The sequence below is a fragment of the Nocardiopsis sp. FIRDI 009 genome (assembly GCF_003386285.1).
Taxonomy (GTDB): domain Bacteria; phylum Actinomycetota; class Actinomycetes; order Streptosporangiales; family Streptosporangiaceae; genus Nocardiopsis.
The window spans coordinates 293,775-317,567 of the sequence record NZ_QPNC01000019.1 but is presented as its reverse complement, the minus strand read 5'-3'; the positions used below and the strand labels follow the sequence as shown (position 1 = coordinate 317,567).

Below are 23,793 nucleotides of genomic sequence, written 5' to 3'. Positions count from 1 at the left end.
CCGGCCACCCGCGTCCCGAGCGCAGACTACCGACCCCGCCCGCCGCACACCGCCCCCAGCCCAGGTCGGCGCCCCACACGGGTTGGCAGACTGTCCACTCCCGCCGCCCAGCGCACCGGATCCGTATGGCACCACCCCCTTTTCCTCAGCGGCGTGTCGCTATACCGTTCGGTAGGTGTGCTCCCCCCCGCTCGTCGGACGCGCCCGGGAACGACGGCAGCTGCGCACCGCGGCAGACCCAGGACACCTTGTCCTCGTGGCCGGGTCCGCCGGTTCGGGAAAGACCCGACTGGTCCAGGAACTCCACGAGGCCACGGACACGACGGTGCTGACCGGCCACTGCCCGCCCCGGGCCGAACCGTTCCCCCTGGCCCCCCTCATCGAAGCCCTGCGCGGCGCCCCCATCCCCGACGGGCTCAGCCCGTTGTGCGGCGCCCTGCACGCCCTGATGCCCGAACACGGCGACCGCCTGCCCGACCCCCTCCCGCCCGCGGCCAGCGCCGCCGACGACCAACACCGCACCTACCGCGCCTTCACCGAACTCCTCGGCGCCCTGGGACCGGCCGTCCTGGTCGTGGAGGACGTGCAGTGGATCGACCAGACCACCCGGGACCTGCTGCACTACCTCACCCCCCGCCTGCCGCCCACCCTCTCCCTGGTCCTGACCTACCGGCCCGAGGAACTGCCCCGCTCCTTCCCCGTGGCCGCCCTGGCCGCCCTGGCGCCCGCCACCACCACCCACGACGAAATCACCCTCCCCCCACTGACCCCCCAGGACCTGCTCACCCTGGCCCACGGCTTCCCCGCCACCTCCTCGGCCACCCCCCAGGACGCCCACCGCCTGCACGCCTGGACCGGCGGCCAACCCCTGGCCGCCGTCGAAACCCTGCGCCACCTGACCGCCCCCGCCCCCGACGAACCCGCCATCCCCGCCCACCCCCCCGTCCCCGCCGCCCTGCGCGACTGGTGGCTGCACCGCCTGCGCGCCCTGGACCGCGACACCCGCCGACTCCTGCGCGCCGCGGCCGTCCTGGACACCCCCTCCAGCGAGACCCACCTGACGCGCGTGGCCGACCTGCCCCCGCACCGCGCCGAGAAGGCCCTGGCCCGCGCCTGCCGCCGCGGCCTGCTGCACACCACCGACCCGGCGACCCTGACCATCACCACCCCCCTGCTGCGCCAGGTCTGCTACACCGCCCTACCCCGCGACAAACGCCGCCGCCTGCACCGCGCAGCGCTGGCCGTACTCTGCGAGACCCCCGACCCCGACCACGCCCGCCTGGCCCACCACGCCCGCGAGGCCGGACTCCTGGACGCCTGGACCGACCACGCCGAACACGCCGCCGACCTCGCCCTGGCCCAGGGGGAGGACACCACCGCCGTCACCCTGCTGCGCGACGCCCTGACCCGCCGGAGCCTGCCCCCGCGCCGCCGCTGCGAACTCACCCTCAAACTCGGCCGCGCCGCCCTGACCGGCATCAGCGCCGAACACACCATCACCCTGCTGCGCGAGGTGCTCACCACCCCCGGCCTCAGCGCCACCGAACGCGGCGAACTCCGGATGGAACTGGGGCTGCTCCTGCTCAACCAGGCCGCCCAGGGCCGCACCGCCCGAGGCGAACTCGTGCGCGCCACCGCCGAACTGTCCACCCGCCCCGACCTGGCCGCCCGCGCCATGTGCGCGCTCGCCGTGCCCCGCGACACCTCCGACTCGGTCGACGCCCACCGCCGGTGGATGGAACAGGCCGTGGCCGCCGCCGACCGCAGCCGCGACCCCGCCGTCACCCAGATCGTCGCGGTCAACCACGCCACCCTCCTGGCCCAGATCGGCGACCCCGACGCCTGGACCATCGCCCTGCCCGACCCCGGCCCCGCCCACGCCCAACCCACCCCCGACATCCTGGCGCGCCGCCGCGAGTTCGCCCGCGGCTCCCTCAACCTCGCCGACGCCGCCGTGATGCTCGGCCACTACGACCGCGCCGACCGCCACCTGGACGACGCCACCAGCTGGTCCATGGCCGCCGACGCCCCCTACGTGCACGAGAGCGCCCACACCCTGCGCCTGCTGCTGGACTGGGTACGCGGCCGATGGCAGGGCCTGGCCGAGGAGACCGAACGCAACCTGGGCTCCCCACGCCTGGCCCACCTGCACGCCGTCACCGCCGAACTGACCGTCATCCGCGCCGGCCTGGCCCTGGCCCAGGGCGACCCCGCCACCGCCCAGACCCACCTGGCCCGCGTCCAACCCGACCCCGACACCACCACGCACCCGTCCCCCGACTACACCGTGCCCGTGCGCTCCCTGGCCGCCGGGCTCCTGGCCCGCCTGGCTACCGCCCAGGGCGACCACGCCGCCGCCTGGGAACACGTCGAGGCACTGGTCGGCCTGGTGGCCAGCAAGGGCATCTGGGTGTGGGCCGCCGAACTGGTACCCGGCATGGAGGCCCTGCTGGACACCGGCCGCACCGCCGTCGCCCGGGACCTGTGCGCCCGCTTCCGCTCCGGACTGCGCGGCGCCCACGCCCCCGCGGCCCAGGCCGCGCTGACCCGGTTCGAGGCCGCCATCGCCCACCACCGCGGCCACCACGACCGGGCCCTGCGCCTGTACGGCGCCGCCGAGGACGCCTACCGGAGCATGGGGCGGCCCTACGACGCCGCCCAGGCCCGCGAGGCCGCCGCCCACACCCGCCTGGGCCGGGCCGACCACCACGGTGAGTCCTCCCCCGGGGTGGAGGGCCTGCGCTCGGCCCTGGCCGAGTACACCGAACTGGGCGCGTCCTGGGACGCCTCCCGGGTGCGCCGCGCCCTGCGCGCCCACGGTGTGGTCACCGCGCCCGCCACCGGGCGCGGCCGCGGGGACCAGCGCCTGTCGCCGCGCGAGAGCGAGATCGCGGCACTGGCCGCCCAGGGGCGCACCAACCGGGAGATCGCGGCGCTGCTGCACCTGTCCCCGCGCACCGTGGAGACCCACGTGGCCAACGCGCTGGCCAAACTCGGGCTGCGCTCGCGACGCGACCTGTCCGACCCCCCGGCATCGGCCCCTACGTAGTCGCCTCCCACACACGGAACTACGTAGCAACTACGTATTGTTCGACCACGCCGAGCCACACACCATGACACATGGGTGGCCACCCGACCCACGCATCCCTGCATCCCTCCACGAAGGGTTCCCCCACATGCGCAAGATCGGTGCCGCGGTCGCGGCCGCCGTGATGCTGCCGTTCCTGGCGGCGTCACCGGCCGCAGCCGACCCCCAAACCCCCGAGTTCCTGGATCTGTCCGATCCCACCGAACGCACCTACATCGTCGTCCTGGACGACAGCGCCAACCCCGAGGAGGTCGCCGACCGCAACGGCGACACCCCCCAGGGCGTCTACGAGCACGCCCTGACCGGCTACGCCGCCGAGATGACCGCGGCCGACGCCGCCGACCTGCTCTCGGACCCCGACGTCGCCTACGTCCAAGAGGACCAGGTCGTCGAACTCTTCGAGCAGGAGACCCCCACCGGCATCTCCCGCACCTTCGCCCCCGACAACCCCAACCTGGACATCAACGGACAGCCCGACTACGTCCCCGACGTGGCCATCGCCGTTTTGGACACCGGCGTCGACGGGTCCCACCCCGACCTCAACGTCGTCGACTCGGTGGACTGCACCAGCGGCTCCTGCGTGTCCAACACCGCCAGCGACGGCAACGGACACGGCACGCACGTCGCCGGCAGCGCCGCCGCCATCGACAACAACGAGGGCGTCGTCGGCATGGCCCCCGGCGCCGACATCTGGAACGTCCAGGTGCTGACCTCCGGCGGCAGCGGCACCCTGGCCGGCATCACCGCGGGCGTGGACTACGTCACCGCCAACGCCGACCAGATCGCCGTGGCCAACATGAGCCTGGGCTGCAACGGCTGCACCGACCAGGCCCTGAGCCAGGCCATCACCAACGCCGTCGACGCGGGCGTGGCCTGGGCCGTGGCCGCGGGCAACGACGGGGTCGACGGCCGCAACTTCTTCCCCGCCAACCACCCCGACGTGCTCACCGTCTCCTCCATGGCCGACTCCGACGGCCAGCCCGGAGGCAACGGCGGCACCCTGAGCTGCCGTAACGACTCCGACGACACCTTGTCGACCTTCTCCAACTACGGTGAGGTCATCGACATCGCCGCCCCCGGCTCCTGCATCACCTCCACCTGGCCCGGCGGCGGCTACAACACCATCAGCGGCACCTCGATGGCCTCCCCGCACGCCGCGGGCGGCCTGGCCCTGCTGGCCACCGGAAACGCCAAGCCCACCGACCGCGCCGGGGTCATGGCCCTGTACCAGACCCTGACCGAGGCCGGCAACTACGACTGGAACGACACCTCCGGCGACGGCGTCCAGGAGCCGCTGCTGGACGTGGGCGACCCCAACACCTTCCCCGGCGGTGACACCACCCCGCCCGACGGCCCCGTGGCCGACATCTCCCACTCCTGCGACGACGCCACCCTGACCTGCTCCTTCGACGGGTCCGGGTCCGCCGGCCAGATCACCGACTACGCCTGGGACTTCGGCGACGGCGCCACCGGCAGCGGCGCCACCGCCTCCCACACCTACGCCACCGAGGGCACCTACACGGTGGAGCTGACCGTCACCGACGACACCGGCGCCACCAACACCGACACCGTCGAGGTGACGGTGGGCGCCCCCGACCACACCGCGCCCACCGCCGACTTCACCGGGTCCTGCTACACCTGGTGGTACTACTGCAGCCTGGACGGGTCCGGCTCCAGCGCCGGTGACGCCCCGATCGTCTCCTACAGCTGGGACTTCGGCGACGGCACCACCGGCACCGGCCAGACCACCTGGCACTTCTACGACGGCCCGGGCACCTACACCATCACCCTGACCGTCACCGACGAGACCGGCGCCACCGGCTCGACCAGCAAGACGGTCACTCTGTCCTGACCCCCCACACCCACAGGCGGCCCCTTCCCCACACCGGGGGAGGGGCCGCCCCCGCGTGAACCCCACCGGGCGCGCCCGCGTCAGAGCACACGCAACACCCGGCGACCGCGGTCCCACCCGCGCCCACCGTGAGGACGACCCCCAGACCATGACCACGCGAGCCATCGCCGCCGCGGCCCTGGCCCTGCTGCTCACCTCCTGCGGCCTGGTCGACGACCCGCCCGGCACCGACACCGCCCCCACCGCACAACCCTCCCCCCGCACCGGCGTCGACCAGGAACAACGCCCCCGGCTCCCCTTCGTCCGCCAAGGACGCATGTCGATCGAGGGCGGCAACGACGTCACCTTCGAACTCACCATCACCAAACTGGAGCACAACGGCGAATACCTCATGCTGGAGGTGACCCACGACTACCTGGAGGACCTGCCTGGCACCGTCACCGGACGCAACCCGCCCGTGCGCCTGGTCGACCCCCTCACCGGGGAGGTCCTGCGATTCCTGCGCGACGCCGCCAACAACGACGAGCCCTACGGCACCCACTTCGTGCCCGGCGACCCCCACATGCCCACCCACGAGGGGCTGCCCACCACCCTGCGCCGCTACCTGCCCGCCCCCACCCGGGACGCGGAGTACCTCACCCTGACCGGCGCCGGGATCGGCCTCATCCCCGGCATCCCCCTCACCCACGTCGACGAGTTCACCCCCGCCCCCGAACCCAACGCCCACGACTACATCGACCCCCAGACCTTCGCCCAGGAACCCGAACTCCCCGACCGGATCTGGTACCCCGACAACCCGCCGCCCCCGGGCCTGGACACCTCCGGCGACCGCCACACCATGGAGAGCTTCGTGGACGGCCCCACCGCCTCCACCACCCGCTCCGGCGACCAGGAGACCATCGCCCTGCACACCGACGAGATGTTCGCCTTCGACTCCTCCGAACCCACCGCCGAGGCCGCACGAACCATCCGCGCCTGCGCCCAGACCCTGCGCGCCAACGTCGGCCCCCACGTCGAGGAGATCACCGTCGTCGGCCACACCGACGGCCGCGGCTCGGCCGCCTACAACCAGACCCTGTCCCACGAGCGCGCCCGGGCCGCGCGCGCCCTGCTGGAGGAGGAACTGGGCACGGAGTTCACCTTCACCACCCAGGGACGCGGCAGCACCGAACCGCTGGCCGCCGAGGGCGGACCCGACGACGAGCAGGCCCGCGCGCGCAACCGCCGCGTGGAGTTCACCTACCAGGTGCCCCCCGACGCCGACACCCAGAACGGCCTGGCCTCGGCCCGCCGCCACGTCGCCGACCCCGCCCACTTCTTCGACGACCCGCAACCCGTTACCACCCTCATCCACAACGACGTGGACCTGCACGTCTACCCGATGGTGCGCGACGGCGCCTACCTGTTCCAGATGGTGGGCTTCCAAAACTCCACGCTCTCCCCCCTGCAGGCGGACCTGGACACCGACGCGTCGGTCATCCCCGGCAGCCCCGCCCAGCACGCCGAGGGCACCCTGGGCGGCTTCCGCCTCCACAACCCCGACACCGGCCTGGTCCGGTACGTCATCCGCATCCGCACCGGCGACGACACCTACGAGGACTTCGCCGACCGGATCAACGAGCTGGCCACCGGAGAGCAGTACCTGGCCCTGGCGGTCTTCCCCGCACCGGCGCTGGACGTCACCGAGATGACCCTGCACGCCGGAGCGTTCGGTCAGGTCGAGGTGCCCATCCGCTGACGCCCGCGGGCCCCGCCCCCGGCAGGGGAGCGGGGCCGCCGGGCGGCCCCTCCGCCGGGGTGAACCCGCCCCTCCCACGGCGCGACACCGTCCGAACGTGACCGATCACGCATTTCTCACCTGCGATGACAGCACATCGAAACATCGGCGTCACAACCACCTGACGCTCGGGAAACACCCTCCGGGTTGCCTGAAAACACGACCGCCCCGCAGCCTGGAGGAGCCGAACACCCATGGAAGAACTCGTCGTCATCGGCAACGGCATGGTCGGCCACAGACTCATCGAGGCCCTGCGCGACCGCGACGGTGACCACCGCTGGCACACCACCGTCATCGGAGAGGAACCCCGCACCGCCTACGACCGTGTCGCCCTGTCCTCCTACTTCGACGGCGCCACCGCCGAAGACCTCTCCCTGGGCGACCCCACCGGCCCGGCCACCGACGTCCACGTGGGCGAACGCGCCACCGGCATCGACCGCGCCGCCCGCACCGTCACCACCGCCTCAGGCCGCACCCTGCCCTACGACCGCCTCGTCCTGGCCACCGGATCCACCCCCTTCGTCCCCCCCATCCCCGGCCACGACCTGCCCGGCTGCCACGTCTACCGCACCATCGAGGACCTGGACGCCATCACCGGCTCCGCCAAGAACGCCCGCACCGGCGTCGTCATCGGCGGCGGCCTGCTCGGCCTGGAGGCCGCCAACGCCCTGCGCCTGCTCGGCCTCCAAGCCCACGTGATCGAACTCGCCCCCCACCTGATGCCCGCCCAGATCGACGAGGGCGCCGGAGCCCTGCTCAAGAACCTCGTCACCGACCTGGGCGTACAGGTGCACACCGGCACCGCCACCACCGGCATCGAACCCGGAGACGACGGCCGCGCCGCCCGCCTGACCCTGGACGGCGGCGGCCACCTGGACACCGACCTGGTCGTCTTCTCCGTCGGCATCCGCCCCCGCGACGACCTGGCCCGCGCCTGCGGCCTGGACCTGGGCGAACGCGGCGGCATCGCCATCGACGACACCTGCACCACCAGCGACCCCCACATCATGGCCATCGGCGAGGCCGCCAACCACCGAGGCACCGTCTACGGACTCATCGCCCCCGGCAACGCCATGGCCGAGGTCGTCGCCGACCGGCTCGTGGGCGGCGACGCCACCTTCACCGGCGCCGACACCTCCACCAAACTCAAGCTCCTGGGCGTGGACGTGGCCAGCTTCGGCGACGCCCACGGCCGCGCCCCCGGCGCCCTCGACGTCGTCGTCAACGACGCCGCCAGCGGCCGCTACGCCAAGCTCGTGGTCTCCGACGACGCCACCACCCTGCTCGGCGGCGTCCTGGTCGGCGACGCCTCCGCCTACGCCACCCTGCGCCCCCTGGTCGGCTCCCCGCTGCCCGGCGACCCACTCGCCCTGATCACCCCCGACGGCGGCGCCTCCGTGGGCGCCGACGCCCTGCCCGCCGACGCCCAGATCTGCTCCTGCAACGCCGTCACCAAGGGCACCATCTGCGAGGCCATCGACGCCGGCTCCACCGACGTGCCCGCCCTGAAGTCCTGCACCCGCGCCGGAACCAGCTGCGGCTCGTGCGTGCCCATGCTCAAGCAGCTCCTGGACCAGGCCGGGATCGAACAGTCCAACGCCCTGTGCGAACACTTCACCCAGTCGCGCGCCGAACTGGTCGAGATCGTCCAGGCCACCGGCATCACCACGTTCTCCGCCCTCATCGAACGGCACGGCACCGGACGCGGCTGCGACATCTGCAAGCCCGCCGTCGCCTCCATCCTCGCCTCCCTGGGAGGCGGCCACATCCTCCAGGGCGAACAGGCCACCCTCCAGGACACCAACGACCGGTACCTGGCCAACATGCAGCGCAACGGCACCTACTCGGTCGTCCCCCGCATCCCCGGCGGTGAGATCACCCCCGACAAGCTCATCGTGATCGGCGAGGTCGCCCGCGACTTCAACCTCTACACCAAGATCACCGGCGGCCAACGCATCGACCTGTTCGGCGCCCGCCTCGAACAGCTGCCCGCCATCTGGTCCCGCCTGGTCCAGGCCGGATTCGAGTCCGGGCACGCCTACGGCAAGGCCCTGCGCACCGTCAAGTCCTGCGTGGGCACCACCTGGTGCCGCTACGGCGTCCAGGACTCGGTCGGCCTGGCCATCCGCCTGGAGGAGCGCTACCGGGGCCTGCGCTCACCCCACAAACTCAAGTCCGCCGTCTCCGGATGCGCCCGCGAGTGCGCAGAAGCCCGCGGCAAGGACTTCGGCGTCATCGCCACCGACAACGGCTGGAACCTGTACGTGGGCGGCAACGGCGGCTTCACCCCCCGCCACGCCGAACTGCTCGCATCCGACCTGGATGAGGACACCCTCATCCGCTACATCGACCGGTTCCTGATGTTCTACATCCGCACCGCCGACCGCCTCCAGCGCACCGCCGCCTGGATTGAGGCCATGGACGGCGGCCTGGACCACCTGCGCGACGTCGTCGTCCACGACTCCCTGGGCATCGCCGCCGAACTGGAGGAGGCCATGCAACGCCACGTGGCCACCTACTCCGACGAGTGGGCCGACGTCCTGGCCGACCCCGACAAGCTCGCCCGGTTCGTGTCCTTCGCCAACGCCCCCGACACCCCCGACCCGACCATCAGCTTCACCACCACCCGCGACCAACCCGTCCCCGGCACCCCCCTCAACCTCGGAATGCCCACCCCCCGACCGCAGGAGGCCACCAGATGAGCACCGCCACCCACACCGCCACCCGCACCGGCACCTGGATCAACGCCTGCCCCCTCCACCGCCTCTACCCCGAGGACGGCGTCGCCGTCCTGCTCCCCGACGGACGCCAGGCCGCCCTGTTCCGCACCCACGACGACCACCTGTACGCCGTGGACAACATCGACCCCTACACCCAGGCCGCCGTCATCTCCCGCGGCATCGTCGGCGACCGCGACGGCCAGCCCACCGTCGCCTCACCCATGCTCAAGCACGTCTTCTCCCTGAGCACCGGACACAGCCTGGACGACCCCGACATCCGCCTGACCACCTGGCCCGTCCGCGTCGACGGCACCACCGTCCAGATCCACACCAGCGCGACCGAGGGGACACCATGACCACCCCGAACCGGGCACAGACGGCCCCACCGCCGTCCGAACACACACCACCCACACCGGCCACCACCGCACCCCTGGCCGGGTTCACCGTCGCCGTCACCGCCGCCCGCCGCGCCGACGAACTCGCCGCCATGCTGCGCCGCAAGGGCGCCGAGGTCGTGGCCGCCCCCGCCCTGCGCATCGTCCCCCTCAGCGACGACCAACGCCTGGCCGCCGTGTCCAGCGAACTCACCCGCCGCCCCGCCGACGTCGTCGTGGCCACCACCGGCATCGGCTTCCGCGGCTGGGTCGAGGCATGCGAGACCTGGGGCATGGCCGAACCCCTCCTGGCCTCCATGCGCGCCTCACGCCTGCTCGCCCGCGGCCCCAAGGCCAAGGGCGCCATCCGCGCCGCCGGGCTCACCGAGGAGTGGTCACCCCCCTCCGAATCCTCCGCCGAGGTCCTGGACTACCTGCTGTCCACCGGCGTCCAGGGGCTCCGCGTGGCCATCCAACTCCACGGCGAACCCCTGCCCGACTTCACCGCCGCCCTGCGCCTGGCCGGAGCCGACGTCGTCGAGGTCCCCGTCTACCGGTGGACCCAGCCCGAGGACACCGCCCCCCTGGACCGACTCATCGAAGCCGTCACCACCGGGGGAGTGGACGCCGTCACCTTCACCAGCGCCCCCGCCGCCGCCGGACTCCTGGCCCGCGCCCGCGCGAGCGGCCACGCCGACGCCCTCGTCTCGGCCCTGCGCGGCGACGTCCTGGCCATGTGCGTGGGCCCCGTCACCGCCCGCCCCCTCATGGCCCAGGACATCCCCACCGTGTGGCCCCACCGCGCCCGCATCGGCGCCCAGGTCCGCAAACTCACCGAGGAACTACCCAACCGGTTCCCCACCCTGGACGTGGCCGGACACCGCCTGCGCCTGCGCGGCCACGCCGTCCTGGTCGACGGCACCGTCCACACCCTCTCACCCACCCTCATGCGCCTGATGCGCGAACTCGCCCGCCGCCCCGGCCAGGTCCGCGACCGCGCCCACCTGCTCACCTGCCTGGGCGAGGACGCCGACGCCCACGCCGTGGAAACCGCCGTGGCCCGCCTCCGCACCGCCCTGGGCGACCCCCGCATCATCCAGACGGTCGTCAAACGCGGCTACCGCCTGGCCCTGGACACCCCCGACTGCACCCCCGCGCCATGAACCGCCAGCCCGCCCTCATCCTCGCCGTCCACGGCACCCGCGACCCCCACGGCACCGCCGTGGCCCACTCCCTGGCCCTGCGCGTGGGCGAGATCACCCGCCAACCCACCCACCTGGCCTTCGCCGACGTACTCACCCCCACCGTCGGCGACGTGGCCGCCCGCGTTCCCGGCCCCCTCGTGGTCGTCCCCGCCTTCCTGGCCAGCGGCTACCACGTCCGCACCGACATCCCGCACCAACTCGCCAAGGCGGGCCGCGCCGACGCCGTCCTGACCCCCGCGCTGGGCGCCCACCCCGCCGTCGTGGCCACCGCCCACCGGCGCCTGCTGACCACCGGTTACCGCACCGGCGACGCCGTCGTCCTGGCCTGCGCCGGAACCTCCGACGAACGCGCCCACGCCGAACTGCGCGCCAGCGCCCGCGCCCTGGCCCGACGCCTGCGGGCCCCCGTGTGCCTGGGCCACATCGCCACCGGCGGCCCCACCGTCGCCGAACAGGTCACCCGCCTGCGCGACCGGGGACACCGGCGCGTGGCCGTGGCCACCTGGCTGCTGGCCCCGGGGCTGTTCCACGACCGCCTGGCCGACGCCGGCGCCGACATGGTCGCCCCGCCCCTGTGCCCGGACCCCGCCATCGCCCACGCCGTCGCCGAGCGCTACCGCCAGGCCGCCATCCCGCAACCGGTCTAGCTCCACCACACCCACGGCGACCCCGCCACCACCGCGAGAACCCACCCCCATCACCGCCGTGGCGGGGCCCACCGGCCCCGCCCCCGGCCACCTGGGACGCGCCGCCCGCTCCGACCACCGCGCTCCCGCCCGACGGGGCTCCTGCACACCGCCCCGGCCCCCACCGTCGCGTGCACCCCCGCGGTGGTGACCGTCAGGTCATGGCCGCACCATCGGCCGCGGCCACCGCACCGGATGGGCCGTTCGAACCATCGGACAGAGACCGCGACCAGGACCGGGGCTCATCGGCGCGGACTCGGACAGACCCCGGAAGGTGGAGCGGCCCCGTCTTCCGGGCCCCTGGTCACACGCCGACGACAACCCCCGAAGCCGGTGGGCGTCACGGGCCACGGAACACCCAAAACCCCAGGTCAACGCGTGATAAGTTCCACAAATCACCACTTTCCGGTACCGTTACCCCCGCGTTACCCCTAGGCTCAGCGCCCAGACCCCGTGCGACGCCATACGCCGGCGGTCCCGGCTCCGCCCGTGCGCGCCCCACCCCCCGCCACCGGGACGCCACACATCCGACGCACACGCCCAACGGGGCACCCGCAACACGCGCCAGGAGGCGGCCGCCACTTCCTACCCGCGACGTTCAAAGGACAGCACCGTGGGCCAACACCAGCCCCAGAACACTCCCGCCGCACCCCAGGACACCCCCACCACCGTGGGCCCCCGGGTCACGGCGGCCCGCAACCGCAAAAGACGCACCCTGCTCATCGGAGCCTCCTGCGTCCTGGCCGTGGCCGTGGCGGGCACCGCCACCGCGGCCGTCGTGGTCACCAGCGGCGGTGACACCACCGTGGCCACCAACGCCGCCGGGATCCCCGAGGCCGACCCCGACCCGCTCGTGGCCGACGACACCGCGCCCTCAGCCGACCCCTCGGCCGCCGAACGCGCCGAACAGGCCACCTCCCGCGCACGCCAGAGCGCCACCGCCACCGGCTCCGACATCATCGAAGAGCCCGAGCGGACCACCGAACCCGAGGACACCTCCGCCGACGACTCCAGCGGCTCCGACGCCCAACCCACCGGCCAGGGCGGCACCTGCCAGGCCTCCTTCTACGGCGCCGACCTCGCCGGAAGCGCCACCGCCAACGGCGAGACCTTCGACCCCAGCGCCCTGACCGCCGCGCACAAGACCCTGCCCTTCAACACCATGGTCCGGGTCACCAACACCGCCAACGGCTCCTCGGTCACCGTGCGCATCAACGACCGCGGCCCCTACATCGACGGACGCTGCCTGGACCTGTCCACCGCGGCCTTCGAACAGATCGCCAACACCAGCGCGGGCGTGGCCAACGTCAGGTGGGAGGTCGTGGCCTGACCCGTCGTCTCGGGCCCTTCCCCACACGGCCACGCCCCACAGGCGCACCGCACCGGGAAAGGAACCCGGCGAAGGAGCCACCGCACCGGTGCCACCCACCCCACCCGAGCGCCCCGCCCCCACCCGGGGGAGGGGCGCTCGCGCACCTCCACCCCCCACGGACCGGCGAAACAGCCCAGACCCCGACCCCGGCCGTGCGTGACGACACGGCCACACCGGCCAGCACACCCGGCCCGGACGCACCGCACCCCCGGTGAGACCGACGACGAACCGGCGAGCCCGACCCTTCGGGGCCCGCGACAGCCCGACACGTGGCACAATCCCACCCACCGACACCACCACCCACAGGGAGCATCGCGTTGTTCCGCACCACCACCGGCTGGGTCGTCTCACCCACCGACCTCGTCGACACCCTGGAGTGCGACCACCGCAGCGCCCTGAAAACCGCCCTGGCCGCCCACCTGCCCGGCGCCCCCGCACCCCAGGACATCGACCCCCTCGTCGCCCGCCACGGCCACGACCACGAACAGGCCGAACTCGACCGCCTCACCACCCTGTTCGGCCCCATCCCCCACATCCAGGCACCCGAACCCGACGACGCCTCCCTGGCCCGCGCCGCCCACGACACCCACCAGGCCATGACCGACGGCGCCCCCGTCATCTACCAGGCCTGCTTCCACCACACCCTGGCCACCACCCCCCACCCCGTCGCCTTCCACGGCCGCGCCGACTTCCTCATCCGCTCCGACCTGGACCCCACCACCGGAGACCCCCGCGTCCCCGCACCCACCACCCCCACCTACGAACCCTGGGACACCAAACTCGCCCGCCGCCCCGGCCCCGGCGCCGTCCTCCAACTCACCGCCTACGCCCACGCCGTCGGCACCGCCACCGGCACCACCCCCCAGCACATGCACCTGCTCACCGGCGACGGCACCACCCACACCCTGGCCACCGCCGACTTCACCCCCATCCTGACCACCACCACCGCCCGCCTCCTGGACCGCCTGACCCAACCCCCCACACTGCCCACCCCCACCTGGGGCGAACCTCGCCCCGCCTGCGAGGGGTGCGGCTACCAGACCTGGTGCTCGACCGGCCGCACCGCCGCCCGCCACCTCACCCTCGTCGCCGGTCTGCGCACCGACCAGGCCACCAAACTCACCGACGCCGGCATCACCACCATCGACGCCCTGGCCAGCGCCGACGACGACCAACGCCCCCAGACCCTGCCCCGCCGCACCTTCGAACACCTGCGCGCCCAAGCCGCCCTCCAGGTCACCCAGGACACCACCCGCACCCCCCACAACCCCCAGGGCACCGTCACCGCCCAGGTCTACGCCCCCGACGGCCTGGCCAGCCTGCCCGCCCCCAGCCCCGGCGACGTCTTCTTCGACATGGAGGGCTACCCCTACCACTCCGACGACGGCGGCCGCGGCCTGGAATACCTCTTCGGCGCCACCACCGAGGACCAGGGCACCGAAACCTTCCACGCCTTCTGGGCCCACGACCGCGCCCAGGAGAAGAAGGCCCTGGAGGACTTCGTCGACTTCGTCACCGCCCGCATCGACGCCGACGAGGCCGCGCACATCTACCACTACGCCTCCTACGAGGTCGACCGCCTCAAACACCTGTCCAGCGAGTACGCCACCCGCGAGGAGGAGGTCAACCGCCTCCTCCGCGAGAACCGCCTGGTCGACCTGTACACCGTGGTCCGCAAGAGCCTGCGCGTGTCCCAGCGCTCCTACTCCATCAAGTACCTCGAACCCCTCTACCTGCCCGCCGCCCGCACCGGCGACGTCACCACCGCCACCTCCAGCATCGACGCCTACGCCGCCCACCTGGCCGCCCGCGAGGCCGGCCGCACCGACCAGGCCGAACGCATCCTCGCCGACATCGCCGCCTACAACCGCGACGACTGCCGCTCCACCGCACGCCTACGCGACTGGCTCGAAGAACACCGCGCCGCCCAAGGCATCACCGCTCGCCCCCTCATCCAGACCGAACTGTCCGCCACCGACGCCGAACGCGCCCGCAAACGCGCCGAGAAACAGGCCCGCCAGGCCGCCCTGACCACACCCCTGCTCGACACCGTCCCCACCGCGCCCCCAGACCGCGACGACCACCACCACGCCCGCGCCACCCTGGCCGCCCTGGTCGGCTACTACCAGCGCGAGGCCCTCCCGCCCTGGCGCGAGCACTACCGCCGCACCAACGCGCCCCTGACCGACCTGGAGACCGACACCGACTGCGCCGTGCCCTGGCGCGTCCAGGCGGGGGAGTGGATCGAACCCACCGGCCGACAGCGCAAGTCCCGCCGCGAACTCACCCTGCGCCTGGACACCGCCCACCCCCACCCCTTCACCACCGGACAGGACGCCCACCTGCTCTACCCCGGCGCCCCCGGCCAGGCGGCGACCACCACCACGGCCACCATCACCCACGCCGAACCCGACCGGCTCACCCTCACCGAGACCTGCGACCCCGACGCCACCCACACACGCGCCCCCGTGGCCGTCCTGCCCGGCGCCCCCGTCAACCCCCAACCCAAGGACGGCGCCCTGGAACTCGTCGCCCGCACCGCGGTCGACGACCTCCCCGACTGGCCCCACCACCCCGGCCTGGACGTGCTGCGCCGCCGCCCACCCCGCCTCACCCACGGCGGCCCCCTGCCCGACCCCCACGCCACCGGCGGCGACCCGATCGCCGCCACCATCGCCGCCGTGGACGCCCTCGACCACTCCTACCTGGCCGTCCAGGGCCCACCCGGCGCCGGAAAGACCTACCTGGCCGCCCAACTCATCACCCACCTGGCCCGCGGCGGCCGCACCATCGGCGTGTGCTCCACCAGCCACAAAGCCGTCGAGAACGTCATGAGCGCGGCCCTGGCCGCCGCCGAGGCCGCCGGCCTCGACCTGCCGGCCGCCAAACGCGCCAAAGGCCGCGGCAAGGACACCACCGACCCCGACCTGCCCTGGGAACAGCCCACCACCCCCCAAGCCCTGGCCCGCTGGCGCACCCAGCACACCGACCAGGGCCACCCCGTCCTCATCGGCGGCACCGCCTGGGCCATGACCAACGCCGCCCTGGTCGCCGACCCCCTGGACGTCCTCATCATCGACGAGGCCGGACAGTTCGCCCTGGCCGACACCCTGGCCGTCTCCGCCGCCGCCCACAACCTCGTCCTGCTCGGCGACCCCCAACAACTGCCCCAGGTCGTCCAGGGCACCCACGGCGAAGGCGCCGACGCCTCGGCCCTGCAACACCTCATGGGCACCGACCCCGTCATCGACCCCAAACGCGGCTACTTCCTCGACCAGACCCGCCGCATGCACCCGGCCGTGTGCCGCACCGTCTCCGAACTGTCCTACCAAGGCCGCCTGCACGCCCACCCCACCACCACCCAGCGCACCCTCACCGGACTCGAACCCGGCGTGTACACCCACCCGGTCACCCACACCGGCCGCACCACCCACAGCCCCGAGGAGGTCGACGCCGTCCTGGCCATCGCCACCACCCTGGTCGGCCACCACCTCACCCCCGGACCGGGCCGACCCCCACGCCCCCTGACCGGCGCCGACATCCTCGTCGTGGCCCCCTACAACCTCCAGGTGCGCGCCCTGCGCCGCGCCCTGGCCGACGCCGCCCGCCACACCCCCGCCCTCGACGGCATCCGCGTGGGCACCGTCGACCGGTTCCAGGGCCAGGAGGCCGCCGCCGTCATCTGCTCCATGACCACCTCCGACGCCGCCGACACCACCCGCGGCCCCGCCTTCGTCCTGGACCGCAACCGCCTCAACGTGGCCCTGTCGCGCGCCCAACTCCTGGCCGCCGTCGTCCACTCACCCGACCTGCTCACCACCACACCGCGCACCATCGCCGAACTGCGCCTGCTGGCCTCCTTCACCCGCCTGACCGAGGGCGCCCGCCCCTGGCCCCGCCCCTGACCCGCACCACCCCCGGCCCCACCGCGCACGGTTCCACACACCCCGCACGTGGAGTACGTTTTACACAGCACACCGGTCCCCGGCGCCTCACCCACCGACCCGGTGCGCCCCCAACACCGCCCTGGCCCGCCACACGCTTTCGAAAGGCACCACGGCCCCCGTGTCTGACCGACCTTCCGCCCCCACCGGTGGCCGCAACACCCGCCACCCCACCGGCATCCGCGTCGTCCTGGCCGTCCTGGCCCTGGCCAGCCTGATACTCGGCCCCGCCGGATACCTCATGGGAGTGCGCGCCTTCGCCCACGACGGCTCGGCCGCCGAATGGTTCACCCTCGCCTTCGGCGCCGCCGTCGGCCTGCCCTTCCTCGCCGCCGCCGTGGCCACCGTCGCCGGAGACCGCCGCGCCGCCCTGTGGTCACTGGCCCTGCTGGCCTGGCCCCTGGTGTTCGTCACCGCCATCCACCTGGCCGGTTGGGACGGGTAGAGCGTGCGGTCCGGGCCCCGCGCCGCAGCCCTCGGGGAGGACGCCTCCCCGGCGCCCCGGCGACGGCCCCTCCAGGTGAGCCGGACCGCACGACAGCACCCCGACCCGTCACCCCGCCCGGACAGAGGCGACGCCCGCCACCGACCGAGGACCCACCCGTGTCATCCAAGAAGCGCAGACGCCGCAAACCCCACCGCGCCGCACCCCGGAGCACGTCCGCCACCGCCCCGGGCCCCACCCCGCGCGAACGCACCGTCAGCCGCACCCCCCTGGTCATGGACGACCCACCCGACCGCCGCGTCACCGCACTGTGGGTCGTGCTCACCCTGCTCTGGCTCCTGGGCACCCCGCTGGCCCTGCTCAACCTCGTCCTCGTCGTCACGGACGCCCAGGAGGCCGCCCTGGCGGGCCCCGACCCCACCACCGGCGGACCACCGGCCCAGGTGGTCACCGACGTCGGCAACGGCCTGGTGTGGGTCCTGGTCATGGCACTGGTCGTCCCGGCCGCCTCCGCCGTGGCCGCGTTGTTCCTGCGCCGCAGGATCGCCGCGATCGGCTTCACCGCCGCACTGGTCGTCTCCGCCGTCCCCCTCCTGGTGATCATGCCCCCGGCCGACCTGTGGCGGGCCCTGGTCACCCACTTCACCAGCTGACCGCCCCCGCGACCCACCACGACGGCTACCGCGCCCACACCCACCCGTGGGCCATCATGGAACACCGTGAACACACCCGACCCCGCCTCCCACGACGACCCCGGCGCCCTGCCCGCGCCCGTACGCGACCGCCTCCAGCGCACCACCCACAGCGTCCTGGTCGACACCCGCGCCCTGGAACGCGTCCGCACCCGCTTCGACGCCGAACAGGCCCAGGCCCTGGGCCGCTACCTGGCCCACGCCCAATCCCCCAACACCCTGCGCGCCTACCGCTCCGACTGGACCGCCTTCACCGCCTGGTGCCTGGCCGAGGAACGCCAGTCCCTGCCCGCCGACCCCGTCGACGTGGCCGTCTACCTGGCCGCCTGCGCCCAGGCCCGCACCTCCGACGGCACCGCCTGGGCGCTGGCCCCCTCCACCCTGGAACGGCGCGCCGCCGCCATCGCCGCCGTCCACGGCGCCCACGGCCTGGACTCACCCACCCGCGCCGACGTCGTGCGCATGACCCTGCGCGGCATCCGCCGCACCCGCCGGGCCCGCCCCCGCCGCAAGGACCCCATCGTCCTGTCCACCCTGGACGCCCTGCTGGCGGTGCGCCCCGCCGACGGCCACCCCGGCGGCGTCGCCCGCAGACGCGACGCCGTCCTGCTGCTCACCGGGTTCGCCGGGGCGCTGCGCCGCGCCGAACTGGCCGCCCTGACCCTGGACGACGTGGCCGTGCGCACCGACGCCGCCAGCGGCGCCGCCGCCCTGGTCATCACCCTGGCCGCCACCAAGACCGACCAGGAGGGCCGCCACGGCCAGACCGTGGCCCTGCCGCGCGGACGCCACCGCACCACCTGCCCGGTGTGCGCCTTCGCCGACTGGTGCGACCTGCTCGAGGTCCACCACCAGGGCGGCGACGGGGCCGTACGCGCCCACCTGGAGACGGTCTCCACCCCCGTGGCGCCCACCGTCCACCGCTGCCAGGGCCTGACCCACAACCCCCTGGCCGACGGCACCGGACGGCCCCTGCTGCCCACCGTCACCCGTTACGGGCGGGTGGGGGAGCGGGCCATGTCCGGGCGCGCCGTGGGCGAGCTCGTCAAACGCTACGCCCAGCGTGCCGGGCTCGACCCCGACGACTTCGGCGGGCACTCCCTGCGCGCCGGGTTCGCCACCCAGGCCGCGCTCGGCGGGGCCACCGACCGCGAGATCATGCGCCAGGGCCGCTGGACCAACCCGCGCACCGTGCACGACTACATCCGCACGGCCAACCCCCTGGAGGACAACGCCGTGACCAGCCTGGGACTGTGACCGGCCCCGTCACCGCACGGGCACCCCGGGTGCCACCACATCTCAAATCGTCAACAAACCTTTAAATACCGCCCGAAAGCACCCGTTGACGTTCGATCCATCACTGACCAGACATTAGGTTGGTTGCGTGAGAAAGGGGACGGTCTCATGGTCGACGAGTTTCGCGCCGCATTCCAGGAACTGATCGACGCCTCCGTCGCCACCGACGCCCAACACTTCCCACCAGCCGTCCACAAGGTGTACGTGCTGGCCTCCCAGGTACCCGTCGCCGAACGCGAACTCGCCCTGGAAGCCCTGGCGCCCCTGCTGTCGGGCGGCCACGCCGCCCCCGGCATCATCGCCGACCTGGCCGTGGTCGCCGGAGCCCTCGTCGAGATGGGCACCGACCCCGGCCCCACCGGCGTCGAGGTCCTGCACCGCATGCGCATCATGGGCCGCGGCGCCATCGTCTTCACCCGCGCCTGGGCACGCACCGGCCAGGACACACCCCCCGACCCCGAAGCCGTCACCGCCGCCGACGAGACCCGCGTCGCCGCCGAACTGGGCACCGACGCCCCCGGCGCCACCATGTGCTGGTGGACCATCCGCCGCCACGGCCTGGCCGCCCGCACCATGCTCGGACACACCAGCGTGCGCGCCCACGTCCGCGGCGACGCCGCCCTGCACGCCGAACTCGTCGCCATCGCCAACCAGCTCAGCGCCCACCTGGTCGAGTTCGACGACATCCACGCCCTCCTGCGCATGGCCGAGGCCACCTCCGCCCTGGTCATGGACCGCCACTCCGGCCGTGGCTTCCGCGTCCTGTTCGACGGCATCGGCGACAACTTCCAACTCCACACCCTGCTCGCCGACGCCCTCATCGGCCCCGACCACCACGGCCTGGCCGGGGAACGCCCCGACCCGCGCTGGGTCACCCCCTACCTCGGCGGCCAGGCCGACCCCCAGGCCCAGACCGTCCGCGGCTGGTGGAACCTGGTCGCCCACGACGGCACCTGGGTGTGGAACGAGGGCGTACCCGCCGAGATCCCCACCCTGGACGGCGAACGCGTCCTGGTCCTGGACGAACAGCCCTACCCGCGTTCCTGGAACGCCGGACGCCGCCACCCCCACGTCCGCGGCTGGCTGGAGGTGGAGTCCGAACTGACCGCCGCGGAAGCCCGCGACTGGTGGAAGCGCATCGCCCCGGCCGAACCCGCCCTGCCCACCCACGACGAGGACCCCACCCCCATCCCCGAACCCGTGGTGCTCACCGCCGCCGAGGACGAGTTCGCCTCCGAGCCCGCCCCCGGCCTCACACCCCGGGCCCAGGACGCCGACCAGGCCCCCGCCACGGCACCGGAGCCGCTCCAGGCCGCCGAACCCGAACCCACCACCGCGCAGGACCCGGAGCCGACACAAACCCCGGCCGCCGACCCCGCCCCGCAGTCCCCGGACCGCGAGGAGACCGCGGAACCCGAGGACGCCGTCGCCCAGACCACCCTGATCCCGATCATCACCCCCGACACGGACCAGGACACCCGCGCCGAGGACGCCACCGACCCGGGCCGACCCCCCGGAGCGGCGATGCTGCCCCCGCTGCCGCCGGGGGTCTCACGCAGCTCCTCCTGGGGACCGAGCTGGCGCTAGGCACCCGGCCGACACAACCGAGATCGGCTGCCCGGACAACCCCGGCGACGGCGCCCACCGCCCCTCAACCACCCCGACGGCTCATCGCGTGCCGACCGGTGGGGGAGGAGAACACACCGGTGTTCGCGCGCCCGGCCCCCTCCTCGCCCTCATCGTCATCGTCGTCGTAGAGGCCCTCGAAGTACTCCTCGGGCGTGACGGCGTCATCGTCCACGCCCCGCCACCGCCCGCCCACCAGCACCGGCCCGGTCAACACCACCACCAGGGGAACGAACACGCCCAGCGGCAACAGCACCAGCGCACCGTCGAGCCCGGGCAGATCCGGCACCCGCTCCAGCCACCGCTCACGCACCAGCGCCACGGCGCTCAGAGAGCCCAACACCACCGCCACCCCCAACGGCAGCACAGGCGTCAACCGCGGCGACACGGCGATCATCGCCACCACCAGCCCCACGGCCACCAGGACCGCCAACGCCACCGGCCCCGAACCGGACAGCACGTCCGCCCCCGAGGAGTGCAGGCCGCGCAGGTGGGACCACACCCACCCGCACGACAGGACCAACACCGGGCCCAGAACCAGACCGGACAGGAAGCCGACAAGATGTCGCACGGGAATGCTCCTCTCGGGGGTGTGGGAGCACACTAGCGACAAAACCCCACAACAGCACGCACACCACCCACCGCCCTCACCCCGACACCACGGGTGCGCCCACCCGGCCCCGACGACCCACGACGACTAGGCTGGACAGAGATGAACCACGCACACCACCCACCCGACCCCGAGATCGTCGCGCTGGCCAGCCGCGTCTTCGACCACGCCCGCCGGGGCGACACCCGGGAGCTGACCACCTTCCTGGACGCCGGAATCCCCGTCAACCTCACCAACGACAAGGGCGACACCCTGCTCATGCTGGCCGCCTACCACGGCCACACCGACACCGTCACCCTGCTGCTGGACCGGGGCGCCGACCCCGACCGCCTCAACGACCGCGGCCAGTCCCCCCTGGCCGGAGCCGTGTTCAGGGGCGAGACCGACGTGGTCCGCCTGCTGGCCGCCCGCGGCGCCGACCCCGACACCGGCACCCCCACCGCCCGCCAGACCGCCCGGATGTTCGACCAGCACGACCTGATCGCCCTGTTCGACACCCCCTGACACACCGGCGGCGCCGCCCCCGGGCGAGGGGACGACGCCACGACGAACACAGCGACAGGACAGGGGTCAGACGGGGTCGGGCTCGCGCTCGTCGGCTCCCCCCACCTCACCGGTGGCGGCCGCACGCTCGGCCACGCGGGCCGAGCCGGCCACCCGCGCCAACTCCTCGGGGCTGGTGCGACCCTCCACACCGAGCACCGTCTCGCTGACCGGGACCGACCCCCACCGCTTGCGGATCTCGAAGACCACCGCGGCCACCGCCACCGACCCCAGGCTGGCGAGCAACGCCTGACGCTGGTCGGGCAAGGCCGCCATCGCCACCCCGATCGCGACCAACCCGGCCAACACCACCCACGTCAGGTACGGGAACCCCCACATGCGCAACGTCAACCGCTGGGGGGCGCGCCGCCGCACACGCGAGCCCACGACCAGCTGCGAGGCGCAGATGGTCACGAACAACACCAGCAGGATCGCGCCGATCGAGGCGACCAGGAACCCGAACACCCGGCCCGGCAGCCAGAACTCGGCCACCACGGCCGCGTACCCCACCACGGTGCCCAGCACGATCGCGCGCGCGGGCACCCCCCGCCTGGTGGTCCGGCTCAGCACCCGGGGGGCGTCACCCTGGCGCGAGAGCGCGAACAGCATCCGCGAGGTGGTGTACATCGCGGCGTTGAGCACGCTCAGCACCGCCACCAGCACCACGATCTCCATGATCAGGGCGGCGCCGGGCACCCCCACGGTCTCCATCACCACCACGAAGGGGCTGCGCTCCAGGTCGGTGGTGTTCCAGGGCACCACCATCACCACCACCAGGATGGAGGCCAGGTAGAACAGGCCGATGCGCCAGAGCACGTTGGTGATGGCCGAGGCCACCCCCCGCTCGGGCTCGTCGCTCTCACCGGCGGCGATGGTGATGATCTCCACGCCACCGAAGGCGAAGAGCACCACCACGGTCGCGGCCAGCACCGCGATCCACCCATGGGGGGCGAACCCGCCGTGCTCCCACAGGTTGGCCACGTGCGAGCCCTGCGAGCCGCTCCACAGCCCCAGCGCCCACAATCCGCCGATCAGCAGGAACGCCACGATCGTGCCGACCTTGACCAGGGAGAAGAACGACTCGGTCTCAGCGAAGACCCGCACCGAGATCAGGTTGGCCGCCGTCATCGACAGCAACACCAGCAGAGCCAGCAGCCACTGGGGCAACTCCACCCACTGGCCCAGGATCGAGGCCCCGGCCACCGACTCGGCGGCCACCAGCACCGCGTACAGCCACCAGTAGATCCAACCGATGGTGAACCCGGCGCGCGGCCCGAAGGCCAACCGGGCGTAGTCGGAGAAGGATCCGCCCGCGGGGACGGACACCACCATCTCGCCCAACGCCCGCAGGGTGAGGAAGACCAGCGCCCCGGCCAGGGCGTAGGAGAACACCGCGGCCGGACCGGCGGTGTGGATGACCGCCCCCGACCCGATGAACAGTCCCGCGCCCACGGAACCGCCGATCGCGATCAGTGCCATGTGCCGTCGGCGCAGCGAGTGTGCCAGCCCCGACTTGGTCGTGTGTGCCGCTTGTGGCGGCGTCGAACTACGTGTCACTTGCCC

General features: G+C 73.4%; 16 protein-coding genes. 14 read left to right on the top strand and 2 right to left on the bottom strand.

The window, feature by feature from the left end; translation table 11 throughout:
• Positions 1 to 175 precede the first annotated feature (175 nt).
• From DVR05_RS27765 to DVR05_RS17520, 13 genes are all read left to right on the top strand, one after another.
• Positions 176 to 3,049, top strand: coding sequence for a LuxR family transcriptional regulator (locus DVR05_RS27765; protein WP_116246965.1), 2,874 nt, complete (start codon positions 176 to 178; stop codon positions 3,047 to 3,049).
• A gap of 127 nt (positions 3,050 to 3,176) precedes the next feature.
• Positions 3,177 to 4,940, top strand: coding sequence for a S8 family serine peptidase (locus DVR05_RS17575; RefSeq protein ID WP_116246964.1), 1,764 nt, complete (start codon positions 3,177 to 3,179; stop codon positions 4,938 to 4,940).
• Positions 4,941 to 5,088: 148 nt separating this feature from the next.
• Positions 5,089 to 6,678, top strand: a complete 1,590-nt coding sequence (locus DVR05_RS17570) for an OmpA family protein (protein WP_116247077.1) — start codon at positions 5,089 to 5,091, stop codon at positions 6,676 to 6,678.
• A gap of 233 nt (positions 6,679 to 6,911) precedes the next feature.
• Positions 6,912 to 9,419, top strand: a complete 2,508-nt coding sequence (nirB, locus tag DVR05_RS17565; protein ID WP_116246963.1) for a nitrite reductase large subunit NirB — start codon at positions 6,912 to 6,914, stop codon at positions 9,417 to 9,419.
• A complete protein-coding gene (gene nirD, locus DVR05_RS17560) occupies positions 9,416 to 9,793 on the top strand; it encodes a nitrite reductase small subunit NirD (protein WP_116246962.1) in 378 nt (125 codons plus the stop codon). Before nirB ends, nirD begins: the two co-directional genes overlap by 4 nt.
• Entirely contained in the window at positions 9,790 to 10,974 is a 1,185-nt protein-coding gene (locus DVR05_RS17555; RefSeq protein ID WP_116246961.1) for a uroporphyrinogen-III synthase, read from the top strand. The genes nirD and DVR05_RS17555 overlap by 4 nt, the downstream gene beginning before the upstream one ends.
• On the top strand, positions 10,971 to 11,663 hold the full coding sequence (locus DVR05_RS17550) for a sirohydrochlorin chelatase (protein WP_116246960.1): 693 nt from the start codon (positions 10,971 to 10,973) through the stop codon (positions 11,661 to 11,663). Before DVR05_RS17555 ends, DVR05_RS17550 begins: the two co-directional genes overlap by 4 nt.
• Positions 11,664 to 12,315: 652 nt before the next feature.
• Positions 12,316 to 13,032, top strand: coding sequence for a septal ring lytic transglycosylase RlpA family protein (locus DVR05_RS17545; protein WP_232832193.1), 717 nt, complete (start codon positions 12,316 to 12,318; stop codon positions 13,030 to 13,032).
• Between the two features lie 359 nt (positions 13,033 to 13,391).
• A complete protein-coding gene (locus tag DVR05_RS17540; RefSeq protein WP_116246959.1) occupies positions 13,392 to 16,979 on the top strand; it encodes a TM0106 family RecB-like putative nuclease in 3,588 nt (1,195 codons plus the stop codon).
• A gap of 160 nt (positions 16,980 to 17,139) precedes the next feature.
• On the top strand, positions 17,140 to 17,463 hold the full coding sequence (locus DVR05_RS17535) for a hypothetical protein (RefSeq protein WP_116246958.1): 324 nt from the start codon (positions 17,140 to 17,142) through the stop codon (positions 17,461 to 17,463).
• Between the two features lie 158 nt (positions 17,464 to 17,621).
• Positions 17,622 to 18,116, top strand: coding sequence for a hypothetical protein (locus DVR05_RS17530; protein ID WP_116246957.1), 495 nt, complete (start codon positions 17,622 to 17,624; stop codon positions 18,114 to 18,116).
• A 66-nt stretch (positions 18,117 to 18,182) separates the two neighbouring features.
• A complete protein-coding gene (locus tag DVR05_RS17525; RefSeq protein WP_116246956.1) occupies positions 18,183 to 19,412 on the top strand; it encodes a tyrosine-type recombinase/integrase in 1,230 nt (409 codons plus the stop codon).
• 147 nt (positions 19,413 to 19,559) lie between these two features.
• Positions 19,560 to 21,038: a hypothetical protein gene (locus DVR05_RS17520; protein WP_116246955.1), complete on the top strand. Its 1,479-nt coding sequence runs from the start codon at positions 19,560 to 19,562 to the stop codon at positions 21,036 to 21,038.
• A gap of 64 nt (positions 21,039 to 21,102) precedes the next feature.
• Here DVR05_RS17520 and DVR05_RS17515 read toward each other — a convergent pair whose 3' ends face one another.
• Positions 21,103 to 21,648 (bottom strand): hypothetical protein, encoded by a 546-nt coding sequence (locus DVR05_RS17515; protein ID WP_116246954.1) that lies wholly within the window; start codon positions 21,646 to 21,648, stop codon positions 21,103 to 21,105.
• A gap of 141 nt (positions 21,649 to 21,789) precedes the next feature.
• Here DVR05_RS17515 and DVR05_RS17510 point away from each other — a divergent pair, with 141 nt between their 5' ends.
• Positions 21,790 to 22,191, top strand: coding sequence for an ankyrin repeat domain-containing protein (locus DVR05_RS17510; RefSeq protein ID WP_116246953.1), 402 nt, complete (start codon positions 21,790 to 21,792; stop codon positions 22,189 to 22,191).
• Positions 22,192 to 22,257: 66 nt separating this feature from the next.
• Here the strand turns inward: DVR05_RS17510 and DVR05_RS17505 are convergent, their stop codons facing one another.
• The gene (locus DVR05_RS17505; RefSeq protein WP_116246952.1) at positions 22,258 to 23,709 is read right to left on the bottom strand and encodes an amino acid permease; all 1,452 of its coding nucleotides are present in this window, start codon (positions 23,707 to 23,709) and stop codon (positions 22,258 to 22,260) included.
• Positions 23,710 to 23,793 lie beyond the last annotated feature (84 nt).